General features: G+C 72.7%; 8 protein-coding genes and 2 tRNA genes. 7 read left to right on the forward strand and 3 right to left on the reverse strand.

Annotated features, from left to right (window positions below):
- Positions 1–37 precede the first annotated feature (37 nt).
- From LIX60_RS22135 to LIX60_RS22145, 3 genes are all read left to right on the forward strand, one after another.
- Positions 38–1186, forward strand: coding sequence for a hypothetical protein (locus LIX60_RS22135; RefSeq protein ID WP_227960047.1), 1149 nt, complete (start codon positions 38–40; stop codon positions 1184–1186).
- Positions 1183–5172 (forward strand): type VII secretion protein EccCa, encoded by a 3990-nt coding sequence (gene eccCa / locus LIX60_RS22140; protein WP_227960048.1) that lies wholly within the window; start codon positions 1183–1185, stop codon positions 5170–5172. Before LIX60_RS22135 ends, eccCa begins: the two co-directional genes overlap by 4 nt.
- A 61-nt stretch (positions 5173–5233) precedes the next feature.
- Positions 5234–6679, forward strand: coding sequence for a DUF6177 family protein (locus LIX60_RS22145; RefSeq protein WP_227960049.1), 1446 nt, complete (start codon positions 5234–5236; stop codon positions 6677–6679).
- A 112-nt stretch (positions 6680–6791) separates the two neighbouring features.
- Here the strand turns inward: LIX60_RS22145 and LIX60_RS22150 are convergent, their stop codons facing one another.
- Complete coding sequence (locus LIX60_RS22150) at positions 6792–8012, reverse strand: acyltransferase family protein (protein WP_227960050.1); 1221 nt, start codon at positions 8010–8012, stop codon at positions 6792–6794.
- A 425-nt stretch (positions 8013–8437) separates the two neighbouring features.
- On the opposite strand from LIX60_RS22150, the gene LIX60_RS22155 reads away from it, so the two are divergent.
- Entirely contained in the window at positions 8438–8632 is a 195-nt protein-coding gene (locus tag LIX60_RS22155; RefSeq protein ID WP_125621888.1) for a hypothetical protein, read from the forward strand.
- Between the two features lie 109 nt (positions 8633–8741).
- Here the strand turns inward: LIX60_RS22155 and LIX60_RS22160 are convergent, their stop codons facing one another.
- Positions 8742–9107, reverse strand: coding sequence for an ArsC/Spx/MgsR family protein (locus tag LIX60_RS22160; RefSeq protein ID WP_227960051.1), 366 nt, complete (start codon positions 9105–9107; stop codon positions 8742–8744).
- Positions 9108–9197: 90 nt separating this feature from the next.
- Positions 9198–9268: transfer RNA gene (locus tag LIX60_RS22165), tRNA-Gly, on the reverse strand.
- Between the two features lie 138 nt (positions 9269–9406).
- On the opposite strand from LIX60_RS22165, the gene LIX60_RS22170 reads away from it, so the two are divergent.
- From LIX60_RS22170 to LIX60_RS22180, 3 genes are all read left to right on the forward strand, one after another.
- A tRNA-Pro gene (locus LIX60_RS22170) sits at positions 9407–9483 on the forward strand.
- A gap of 274 nt (positions 9484–9757) precedes the next feature.
- On the forward strand, positions 9758–11197 hold the full coding sequence (gene tig / locus LIX60_RS22175) for a trigger factor (RefSeq protein ID WP_227960052.1): 1440 nt from the start codon (positions 9758–9760) through the stop codon (positions 11195–11197).
- Positions 11198–11512: 315 nt separating this feature from the next.
- Positions 11513–12115: an ATP-dependent Clp protease proteolytic subunit gene (locus LIX60_RS22180; RefSeq protein WP_078648994.1), complete on the forward strand. Its 603-nt coding sequence runs from the start codon at positions 11513–11515 to the stop codon at positions 12113–12115.
- Positions 12116–12183 lie beyond the last annotated feature (68 nt).

Consider the following 12183-nt stretch of genomic DNA (forward strand, 5'->3'; position numbering starts at 1 on the left):
ACGGGACGCGGGACAACGCCTCTGAGGGGGGATACGGATGGCCGGGAACGATTGGCAGGGGGACGTCCTCCACCAGCTCAGCGGCGCCGGCGCCGGGCAGGCGCAGCCCGCGGCCGCCGCCGCGGCACCGCCGCAGCAGGGGCCGCAGGCCGGGCCGCCGGAGACCGCCGGACCCGGCGAGCAGCTGCAACCGCGGCCGGAAATGAGCCAGTTCGCGCAGCCCGGCACCGCTCGGGAGCAGACGGCCGCGCCCCGGCCCGCGCCCGTCTCCGTCCCCGTGCTCAACCCCGATCTCGCCCGCGCGCAGGGCAAGCCGCGCCACGGCGAACCGGCCGCTGCCCGGGCCGGCCGCGGCCTGCGCAAGCTCGCCGGCTCCTCGGCCGCCGCCGAGGTGGCGGCCGTGACCCGCGTCGCCCAGGACCTCCAGCAGCCGATCACCACCGGCCGGCAGATCGTCGTCACCAGCATCCGCGGCGGCGCCGGCAAGACCACCGTGGCCGCCCTCCTCGGCCGGACGTTCGAGCACTACCGGCACGACCCGGTGCTGCTGGTCGAGGCCGACCCCTCCCTCGGCACCCTGCCGATCCGGACCGGCGCCGAGACCGTCCGCTGGACCTGTGGCGATCTCGCACAGATCATCGACCCGTCCATGCAGCTGACCGACATCACCGGCTATCTGGTGCAGCTCCCCGAGGGCGGCTGGCTGCTTCCCGGCAGCCAGGGCACCGTCGGTGCCCGCCTCGAACTCGCCCAGTACCGCGAGGTGATGGTGGCGCTCCGCCGCTACTTCGGCATCACCGTCGTCGACTGCGAGACCCTGCCCAGCGAGCTGTCCCGCACCGCGCTGGTCGCCGCGCAGGCCCGCGTGCTCGTCGCCCCCGCCACCCTGGAGGGTGTCACGAGCACCCGTGCGATCCTCGACTGGATGGCGGGCGTCCCGAGGCCCAAGCTGCTGCCCGGCACGGTCGTCGTCCTCACCTCCTCCGCCCCGCACATGACGATGGACGAGGAGGCCGCCGCCGCCCATCTGCGGCTGGACGGCGTCGAGGTGGTGCACCTGCCGTACGACCGGCATCTCGCGGCCGGCGGCGTCATCCGCACCGGGATGCTCGGTGAGAAGACCCGCGCCGCCGCCACCCGGCTCGCCGCCGAACTGCTCAACCGCGCCGTGGGCGGCCGCCGATGACGACCCGGCTGATCCACCGCCCCGCCCGCACCGAACGGCCCGCCGCCGCGCCCCCCGCCCGCACCATCGAGGCACCGCCCAACCTGCCCGAGGGCAAGACCGGCAGCGGCGCGATGGCGCTGCTGCCGATGGCCGGCGTGATGAGCTCCGTCGTGATGATGACGGTCGTACGGAACAGCCAGTTCGCCGCCATCGGCGCCGTCGTCCTGGTCGTCGCCGTCATCGGCGGTGTCGGCATGCTGCTGTCGCAGCGCGGCAAGGCCCAGCGCACCCGCCGCCAGCAGCGCGAGCGCTATCTGGAGTACCTGGAGGAGTTGCGCGAGGAACTGGCCGCCGAGGAACGCGAACTGCGCGAGACGGCCCGGGTCCTGAACCCGCCGCCCGCCGCGCTCTACGACATCGTGCGCGACCCGTCCCGGCTGTGGGAGCGGCGGCGGCTCGACGCCGACTTCCTCAAGGTGCGCGTCGGCAGCGGCGAGATGCCGCTGCGCCCGCTGACCGTCGGGCAGCAGAGCGGCAGCGTGCTCACCCCGCCCGACCGGTTCATGCTCAACGAGGCCGGGGCGCTCATCAGCCGCTTCGGCACCACCGGCGATCTGCCGCTGACCGTGCCGCTCGACCGCGCGGGCAACGCCAGCGTCATCGGCGACCGCGAGGGCGTGCTGCGGGTCGCCCGCGCGCTGCTCGTGCAGACCGCCGCCACCCACGCCCCCGACGACGTGCACATCGCCCTCGGCTGCCCCGGGGACCGGATGGCCGACTGGGAATGGCTCAAGTGGCTCCCGCACCTGCTCGACGGCGACGAGCGCGACGGCCCGGTCAGCGCCCGCCGTATCGCCCCGGACGTCCACCAGCTCGCCCGGCTCCTCGGCCGGGACCTGCGGCAGCGCGCCAGCTACGCCGCCGAGCTGCGGCGCGGTCTGTCCAACCGGGAAGCCCTCGCCATGGCCGGCCGGCTGCTGGTCGTCAGCGACGAGTACGGCGACACCGCGCAGGACCTGCCGCGGCCCGACGAGGCCGTCTCGCTGCGCGACATGGGCGTCACGGTGCTCCATCTGCTCTCCGAGCGGGTGCGGGAGCCCGGACAGGTGTCCCTGCGCATCACCGTCGACGGCGACCGGGTCACCGTCGAGGACCTGCGCGGCGAGCAGCCGCTGGTGGCGCACGGCACCGTCGACGACGTCACCACCGCCGGCGCCGAGGGCCTCGCCCGGATGCTGGCCCCGCTGCGCCTGTCGGCCGAATCGCTGGTCGACGCGCCGCTGTCCGGGCCGGTCGACTTCGCCGACATGCTCGGCATGGACGACCCGGCCGCCGTCGACATCGGCGCCCTGTGGGCGCCCCGCGGCGAACGCGCGTTCCTGCGCGTGCCGATCGGCATCAACGACTCCCGCGAACCGGTCCTGCTCGACCTCAAGGAATCCGCGGAACTCGGCATGGGCCCGCACGGCCTGTGCGTCGGCGCCACCGGCTCCGGCAAGAGCGAACTGCTGCGCACCCTCGTCCTCGCCCTCGTCGCCACCCACCCGCCGGAGGACCTGGCGATGGTGCTCGTCGACTACAAGGGCGGCGCCACCTTCGCGCCCTTCGCGGACCTGCCGCACGTCGCCGGTGTCATCACCAACCTGGAGAACCAGGCCGGCCTGGTCGAACGCGTGCACGCCAGCCTCGCCGGCGAGGTGCAGCGCCGCCAGCGGGTCCTCAAGGACGCCGGGAACGTCGCCGACATCGCGCACTACGCCGCCCTCCGCGAGACCCGGCCCGACCTCGACCCGCTGCCGCACCTGTTCGTCGTCATCGACGAGTTCGGCGAACTCCTGACCGCCAAGCCCGACTTCATCGACCTCTTCCTCTCCATCGGCCGCATCGGCCGCTCCATCGGCGTGCATCTGCTGCTCTCCAGCCAGCGCATCGAGGGCGGCAAGCTCAAGGGCCTGGACACCTACCTCTCCTACCGCCTCGGCCTGCGCACCTTCTCCGCCGACGAGAGCCGCACCGTCCTCGACACCACCGACGCCTTCCACCTCCCGCCGCTTCCCGGCTTCGGCTACCTCAAGGTGGACACCTCGGCGTACGAGCGGTTCAAGGCCAGCTACGTCTCCGGCCCCTACACCGGACCGGTGCGCCGGGAGAGCGAGGAGGACACCGGCCCTGCCGTACTGCCCTACCCCGCCTACAACACCCTCGACCAGCAGCGGCCGAAGGAGAGCGGCTCCGCCTCCGAGCCGTACTCCCGGCACCGCAACCCCGGCCCGACCGTCATGTCCGTCATCGTCGACCAGTTCACGGCGGCCGCCGCCCCCGTGCGCCGGATCTGGCTGCCGCCGCTGCCCGCCGCGCTGCCGCTCGACGCCGCGGCCGGACCCGTCGAGGCCGGCGGGCAGGGCATGCGGCTCGCGGTGCGGCCAGGGCCGATGAAGGTGCCGCTGGGGCTGCTGGACGACCCGGCCAAGCAGTGGCAGGGCCAGTGGGTGCTCGATCTGACCCTGGCCGGCGGCCATGTGGCCGTCATCGGCGGCCCGCAGTCCGGCAAGACCACCCTGCTGCGCACCCTCGCCCTCTCGCTGGCCATGACCCACACCCCGAAGGACGTGGGCATCTATGGGCTCGACCTGGTCGGCGGCGGCCTCCAGGCGCTCGCCGGGCTGCCGCACGTCGGCGGCATAGCGGGCCGCGCGGACCGCGAGCGCGCCATGCGCACCGTCGAAGAGGTACGCGGCATGCTCGCCCTGCGCGAAGACCTGTTCCGCGAACAGAACATCGACTCCGTCGACCGGCTGCGCGAACTGCGCGCCGAGGGCAGGCTGCCGCAACTCCCCTCCACCGACGTCGTCCTGCTCGTCGACGGCTTCGGCGCCCTCCGCGACGACTTCGAGGAACTGGACGACGCCGTGGTCGACCTCCTCAAGCGGGGCGGCGGCTACGGCATCCACGTGGTGGCGGGCATGCTCCGCTGGAACGACGTCCGTATCGCCACCCAGTCCACCTTCGGCACCCGCGTGGAGCTGCGGCTCAACGACCCCAGCGACAGCAGCATCGACCGCAAGCTCGCCGAGACCCTGGCACCGGACGAGCCCGGCCGCGTCCTCACCGACGGCAAGCTCTTCGCCCAGGTGGCGCTGCCCCGGATCGACTCGCTCTCCTCCACCACCGAACTCGGCCCGGCGGTGGAGCAGGCGGCCCGGTCCGTCCGTGCCGCCTGGCCCGGCGACCTGGCCCAGCAGGTGCGGGTGCTGCCGCCGCGCGTCCAGCTCTCCTCGCTGCCGTCGGTCACCGCGCAGCCGCAGCGGGTCCCGATCGGCCTCGACCAGACCGCGCTGGCACCCGTCCTGCTCGACCTCTTCGAACGCGACCAGCATCTGCTGGTACTCGGCGACAGCGAGTGCGGCAAGAGCAATCTGCTGCGGCTCGTGGCGGACGGGCTCATGGCGCGTCACGGCGAGGACGACCTCGTCTTCGCCGTCATGGACCCGCGGCGCGGCCTGCGCACCCTCGTGCCCGAGGAGTACCGGGGCGGCTACGCCCACAACTCCAAGATCTGCGGGGCGCTCTCGGCGGGCATCGCCAAGGAGCTGGAGAAGCGGATGCCGGACGACCTCGCGGACCAGGACGCGCTGGCCGACGGCGCCTGGTACACCGGCCCGCGGATCGTGATCCTCGTGGACGACTACGACATCCTGACCACCGCCGGCCAGCAGCCGCTCCAGCCGTTCCTGCCGTTCATCCCGTCATCGGCGGACATCGGGCTGCACTTCGTCGTCACCCGCCGCGTCGCCGGCGCCTCCCGCGCCATGTACGACCCGTTCCTCACCACCCTCCGCGAGAGCGGCACCTCGGCCCTCGTCATGGCCGGCGACCGCTCCGAGGGGCAGCTCTTCCCGGGCGTCTACGCGGGCGCCCAGCCGCCCGGCCGCGGTCTGCTCGTCCGCCGGGGCGAGCCGAACCGGCTGATCCAGACCGCGCTCGCGGACGGCACCGCGGCATGACCGCGCCCGCCCCGCCCCCGCCGCCCGGCCGGGGGCCCCTCCGCAGACCCGAGGATCCCGTATGACGAAGGACATCATCGCGCTCACCGGGAAGATGCCCGACGCCTGGAGCGTCGTCGCCGGACTGCTCGCGGGCGGGCCCGAGTTGCGGCTCCGCACGGCCGGCGAGGGGGCGGTGCTCCAGCTCTGCGACGAGGGCGGCCGCCCGCTGGTGTCGGTCGAGTCGCCCGTGCTGGTGCAGGTGCCGGGCGAGACGGTTCGGCTCCTGGGCCCGGAGGCCGTGACGGACGGGGACGGTCCCGTCTGGTGGGTCGAGGCCCGGGCCTCCACGGCCGTGCCCGAGGCGGAGCGCCTGGCGGGCGCCTTCGCCGGACGGCTCGCCGGGATGCTCGGCGGCACGGTTTGGCCGCCGGGCGCGGGCGAGGCGGCGGGCGACGGCGAACCGGTGCCCCCGGGCATCACCGCCGCCCCCGCGCCGGTGGCCGCGCAGCCGGCCGTCGACGTCCTGACCGACAAGGCCGCCGTCGTCCTCCAGGACCGGCCCGTGATCGCCATGACCGCATGGCTGTCCGACGCCCGCCGCGCCACGGTCGCCTCCGACCGCGGACTGCAGATCGTCACCCCGCACACCAGCCGGCTGTCGTTCGCGACGCGCTCCGTGCTGTTCGGCCCGCCGTCGCGCTGGGTTGTCCAGGACGGTGAGGGCGGCTACTACGACGGGCTCTCCGGAGCGGTGCTCCGCTGGCGGGACGGCGCCTTCGGCCCGGCGCCGGGCGAGTCCGGCGAGACTCCGGTCGCCGAGATCTTCAAGGACACCGCGCCCACCCGGGAGCGCCAGCTCGCCGTCTCCGTGCGCACGGCACACCCGGCCGACGACCACCTGGTGCTCGGGGGCGCGCTGGAGGCCGTCTGGCGGACGGCCACGGGCGGCCCGCCGGCCGGCTGGGGCACCGCGGAGCCGGTGAACCTGCCGTGGTCGCGGCAGCGCCTCACCGAACTCGCGTACGAGCGGGCCCCCGAGTCCACCTGGACGGTCGCCGTCGGCACCCCGGAGCGCCCGGCCGTGGCGACGCTGCGCGTCATCCGGACCAAGGAGGGCGTCGAGGAGGACATCACGTTCACCGCCGGCTACGGCGAGGACGAGCAGCCGCCGCTCGACGCCCTCGCGGAGCTCGCGGGCGAACTGGTGTCCCGGCACAACCTGGTCAGCATGCTCGTCCAGCTGCGCGCCGCCGGCCGGGACCTGAGCGTGCCCGCCCGGCTCCAGGCGCCGCCCGTCCCGGTGGGCTTCGCCCTCGGTGCGGAGGAGATCCGGGAGATCGGTGCGGACCACGCGGGCCGGCCGCCGCTGACCGTGCGCCCGGAGCGGCTCGGAGCCGCCGCCCGGCCGGGGTTCTACTACCCGCTCGGGGACGGCTCCTCGGCGGACGGCTGGACGCATCTGGACATCCTGATGCGGCACCTGCGGCGCACAGCGGCTCCCGCCGCGGAGGGGCCCGGGGCATAGCGGGACGGCACGGGACAGCGCCGCGGCCCCGGGCGGTGAACCCGGGGCCGCGGCGCTGTTCCGTGCGGGCCGTCCGTACGGACGGGGAAGCGGTGGGAGGCGGTGGGGCGCCTCAGCCGCGGGCGGCGGTCCCGCCGTCCCCGGCGGTCGGCGCGGGCGCCTTCTTCTCCGCCCGGCCGCGGGCCAGTTCGGCCGCGTCCCGCCGGAACGCCCACTCCATCTTGGGCTCCATGACGAAACGGAACACCCGCTGCACCGGCGTGGTGCACAGCACGGTCACCACCGCCGCGGCGAGGACGGTCAGCACGGCGGCACCCCAGGCGGTGTTCACCCAGGCCGCGTCGTACCAGTCCCAGAAGCGCGAGCCCTTGGCCAGGAAGCCGTGCAGCAGATAGCCGTAGAGCGTGCCGGCGCCGAGAGCGGTGAACCACATCTCGCGCCGCGGCACCCAGGCGTAGAAGCAGGCGACCAGCACCATGGAGCAGCCGAAGAGCGCGGGCGTCATCACCGGGCCGGTCCACCAGGGAGCGGTGAGCTCCTGCACGCTGTCGCGGTGGTAGAACCAGCTCGACGCCATCCGGGGCGCCGCCCAGTAGGCGAAGAGCAGCGCGGCGGCGAACACGGGTACGGAGAGGATCCGCACCTCGCGGCGGCGCACCAGCTGGAAGTGCTCCGGCTTGAGCACCAGGCCGACCACGAAGAACGGCAGGAACTGCAGAACCCGCTGGAGGTCCAGGTCGTCGCCGATGTCGGGGGAGACCGAGGCCAGGACGGCGACGGCGAGCGCGAGCGGCACGGGCCAGCGCACGACCTTCCAGAGCGGGGTCGTCAGCCGCCAGACGAAGAGCGCGATCAGGAACCAGGTGAGGTACCAGGGGTCGAGCAGACTGATCGGATAACCCGGATCGTCGTTCGCGTAGCGCTTGAAGTAGCTGTAGGCCGTCTCGAAGACGATGTACGGCACGGCCACGCCGGTGACGAGCCGCTGCAGCCGGTCGGTCCGCATGTCGAAACTGCGGGAGAAGTAGCCGGAGATGACGATGAAGGCCGGCATGTGGAAGGCGTACACGAACATGTACAGCGCTTCGGCGACGCGGCTGTGGGCCGTCAGCGGCTGCCAGGCGTGGCCGATGGCCACGAGGACGATCGCCAGGTACTTGGCGTTGTCGAAGAACGGATCGCGCTTCTTGACGGCGCCGTTTCCGCCCGGGGGAGTGGGGGAACCCCCGGGATGCGGCGTCGTGGAGTCGTGGGACGGGGCGAGAGGGGACGCACGGGTCTCCGGGGGGAGCGGCGTCCGCTGGTGGCCGTGGGGGCGCAGCACGTTCGTCACTGGCCCTCCCGCAGAGCCTGGGGGAGGGCGGACCGGGACGTCACCGCGCACGAGGGGGACGGGGCAGCGTGCAACATCTGAGGCACCATAGCGTCGGGGGGCGTTGTCCGTAAAACCTTCCCCCTGCTCTCCTTCGTTGTCGGCTGCTACCCCGTCCGGCGCAGCTCAAGGGGGCTGATCCGCCCGTTTGATGGGCATCGGTCCTATCCGTGAACATGACATGGATCACGGGCCGGGGCCGCCGCGGACCCGCTCGTTTGCCCGAGGGGGAGTCGCGGGCATAGGGCTGGCGTGAACAGATGACCGACGAAATGCCAACAGAGGACAACCCCGTCCCGCGTTGGTGGCACGATGGTCCCGGCGTGGGGTGCGGGGCCGCACTTCCGGGGCCGGTGACGTCGTTCCGACCAAGGGTGGGATCAGTTGTGGTCATTTCGCTGTCTGCTGTTGTCGTCCTGCTGATCATCATGATCGTGCTGATGAAGTCCGGGTCGCTCAAGGCCGGACCGGCCCTGGTGGCCGTGCTGTTCGGCTTCTTCCTGGCCTCGTCGGGCATGGCCCCGACCATCCAGAGACTGCTGGACTCGCTGGCGGACACGCTCAACCAGCTCAGCTTCTGACCGGCGCACCGCAGCGGGGGGATCGCGGGCCGCCCGCACGGGGCGCCCCGCGGCGCGTACCGGCCCCCGCCCGCTTCCCGCCCCCGCCCGCTTCGGCGCCCGCGCGTCCTCAGTGCCCGCGCGTGATGGTGTCCCGGACGGTGGCCTCGTCACGGGCGACCGCGGCGCTGCCGTCGTCGGCGGTGATGATCGGGCGCTGGATCAGCCGCGGATGCGCGGCCAGGGCCCCGATCCAGCGCTCCCGCTCGGCCGGTTCCTTCGGCCAGGCGCCGATCCCCAGCTCCTCGGCCTGCGGCTCCTGGGTGCGGGTGATGTCCCAGGGCTCCAGGCCGAGCCGGTCCAGTACGGCACGCAGCTCGTCGGTGTCCGGCGGGTCCTCCAGATAGCGGCGGACCGTGTAATCGGCGCCCGCCTCGTCGAGAAGCCGTACGGCGGAGCGGCACTTGGAGCACGCGGGGTTGACCCAGATTTCCATGCCGCCACCCTAAAACGGGCGCCGGCACCCCGATAACGCCACCGGGGCCGGGCCGGAGGAAGATCCTCCGGCCCGGCCCCGGTGTCCGTGAGCGGGCGACGGGAATCGAACCCGCGTAGCCAGTTTGGAAGACTGGGGCTCTACCATTGAGCTACGCCCGCGTGCGCCGCGGAAGCGAGGCCGCCGCGGCACGATGTGCATCGTAGCGGGTCCCGGCGGCCGCTCGCACACCCGTAACCGGCCGCCCCGTTACGCGCCCCCGCCGCAGCTGCGGGCATGTACCCTACGTCTCGCACCAGCGGGGTGTGGCGCAGCTTGGTAGCGCGTCCGCTTTGGGAGCGGAAGGCCGTCGGTTCGAATCCGGCCACCCCGACCATCACCACCGCCGTCCCCCGCCCGGGTGCGAGGCCCGCGGCTCCGGCACGGCCGCCTCACCCGGAGCCGCCGTCAACGTGGGCGGCCGGGGGAGGTCCGCTCCCGTTAGGGGCCGGATACCGCTTGCGGTTACTATGCAAGCTGCGTGCCCGTGTCCGTCTGTGTCGATCATCCGACGTCGATCCACCCAGTCGATCCACCGCATGGGGCGCCATCGGCAGAGAGCCGAGATCCCTCTGCAGAATCCCAGAAGTCAGCCCCAAGGAGACCGAACCGTGAAGAGCGCCGTGGAGACCCTGAACCCGACCCGGGTTCGGCTCACTGTCGAGGTGCCCTTCGAGGAGCTCAAGCCCAGCCTCGACGCGGCGTACAAGAAGATCAACCAGCAGGTCACGGTGCCGGGCTTCCGCAAGGGGAAGATCCCCGCCCGGGTGATCGACCAGCGGTTCGGCCGCGGCGCGGTGCTGGAGGAAGCCGTCAACGACGCGCTGCCGAAGTTCTACACCGACGCGGTGAACGAGGGCGACCTCAACCCGCTCGGCCAGCCCGAGGTCGACATCACCGAGCTCAAGGACGGCGAGGTCCTGGCCTTCACCGCCGAGGTGGACATCCGCCCGGCGCTGGAGATCCCGGACTACTCCGGTATCGAGGTCACCGTCGACGCCGTCGAGGTCACCGACGAGGAGGTGGACAAGGCGGTCGAGCAGCTCCGTGACCGCTTCGCCTCCACCACCCCGGTCGAGCGCGCCGCCGCCGAGGGCGATGTCGTGACGATCGACCTGGAGGCCAAGGTCGGCGGCGAGATCCTGGAGGACGGCGTCGCCCAGGGCGTCAGCTACACCATCGGGTCCGGCGAGCTGCTCGACGGCATCGACGAGGCCGTCACCGGCCTGGAGGCCGGCTCCAGCGCCACTTTCACCTCCGAGCTCAAGGGCGGCTCCGCCCAGGGCAAGGAGGCCGAGGTCAAGGTCGACGTCACCGCCGTCGCCGCCCGCGAACTGCCCGAGCTGGACGACGACTTCGCCCAGCTGGCCAGTGAGTTCGACACCCTTGAGGAGCTGCGCGCGGACAGCCGCAAGCGTCTGGAGCAGTCGAAGGTGTACGAGCAGGCCACCCAGGCGCAGGAGAAGGTGCTCGACGCCCTCCTGGAGCTGGTCGAGGTCCCGATCCCCGAGAAGCTCCTCGAGGACGAGGTCAACACCCGCAAGCACAACCTGGAGCACCACCAGCTCGGCCAGATGGGCATGGACCTGGACGGCTACCTCAAGGTCCAGGGCAAGACCGCCGAGGAGTTCGACGCCGAGCTGCGCGAGCAGGCGGAGAAGGGCATCCGCACCCAGTTCGTCCTCGACGAGCTGGTCAACAAGGAGAAGCTCTCCGTCGGCCAGGAGGAGCTCACCGAGCACCTCATGCGCCGTGCCCAGTCCTCCGGCATGAGCCCCGACCAGTTCGCCCAGGCCGTCGTCGAGGGAGGCCAGGTGCCGATGCTCGTCGGCGAGGTGGCCCGCGGCAAGGCGCTCGCCGTGGTCGTCGAGGCCGCCACGGTCAAGGACACCAACGGCGAGGTCGTCGACCTGGAGGACGAGGAGGAGGACGGCACCGCCGAGACGGTCGGGGCAGCCTCCGAGGAGCCGGCCACCGAGTCCGGTGACACCGCCGCCGAGGGCCAGGAAGCGGCCGAGAAGGCCGCGAAGACCGGCGAGACCGGCGCCTGAGCCTCTCCGCGCCCCGGCGCGGAACCAGCGGGACCGCTTGCGGCAGGCCCGGACGCGCACCGCGTCCGGGCCTGCCGCGTCCCGCCGTGCCCCGTCCGGCCGCCCCGCGCCGCCGGGCCTGCGCTCACAGCGAACAGTTGACAATGCGGGATGGCGCCCGCCGACCAGCGCGTTAGGGTCCGTAGATACGGGGGCAGGGGAGTCTCCGGAAGGCGCCGGGAGCGCCCCGGCCACCACCCGGATCCCCGGCCCGAATGACACGCTGAGACGGCCCGTCGCCGTCCGACTAGAGCAGGTGGACACGTGACGATCCCGATGCCCTCCGCCGCCGCTGAGCCCAATTTCGGCGGTCTCGGCGACCAGGTCTACAACCGGCTGCTCAATGAGCGGATCATCTTCCTCGGCCAGCCCGTGGACGATGACATCGCCAACAAGATCACGGCGCAGCTGCTGCTCCTGGCCGCCGACCCGGACAAGGACATCTACCTCTACATCAACAGTCCCGGCGGCTCGGTGACGGCCGGCATGGCGATCTACGACACCATGCAGTACATCAAGAACGACATCGTGACCATCGGCATGGGCCTGGCCGCCTCCATGGGCCAGTTCCTGCTGAGCGCGGGGACCCGCGGCAAGCGCTTCGCGCTGCCGAACTGCGAGATCCTGATCCACCAGCCGTCCGCGGGCCTGGGTGGCTCCGCCTCGGACATCAAGATCCACGCGGAGCGGCTGCTGCGCAACAAGCGCACGCTGGCGGAGCTCACGGCCTTCCACACCGGCCAGACCGTCGAGCAGATCACCCACGACTCCGACCGCGACCGCTGGTTCACGGCCCATGAGGCCAAGGACTACGGCCTGATCGATGACGTCATGCCCTCCGCCACCGGCGTTCCGGGCGGGGGCGGCACCGGGGCCTGAGCCCTGTCGGCGGCCCCGAGTCCAGACCCCTCAGCCCACAGATCGCCACCAGGACGGTGAACAGTCAT

It is taken from the genome of Streptomyces sp. S07_1.15 (genome assembly GCF_020739505.1).
Lineage (GTDB): Bacteria > Actinomycetota > Actinomycetes > Streptomycetales > Streptomycetaceae > Streptomyces > Streptomyces xinghaiensis.

Coding starts and splice junctions, on each gene's coding strand:
- LIX60_RS22135 (WP_227960047.1), top strand. CDS start 38: ATGGCCGGGAACGATTGGCAGGGGGACGTCCTCCACCAGCTCAGCGGC.
- eccCa (WP_227960048.1), top strand. CDS start 1,183: ATGACGACCCGGCTGATCCACCGCCCCGCCCGCACCGAACGGCCCGCC.
- LIX60_RS22145 (WP_227960049.1), top strand. CDS start 5,234: ATGACGAAGGACATCATCGCGCTCACCGGGAAGATGCCCGACGCCTGG.
- LIX60_RS22160 (WP_227960051.1), bottom strand. CDS start 9,107: ATGGAAATCTGGGTCAACCCCGCGTGCTCCAAGTGCCGCTCCGCCGTA.
- LIX60_RS22180 (WP_078648994.1), top strand. CDS start 11,513: ATGCCCTCCGCCGCCGCTGAGCCCAATTTCGGCGGTCTCGGCGACCAG.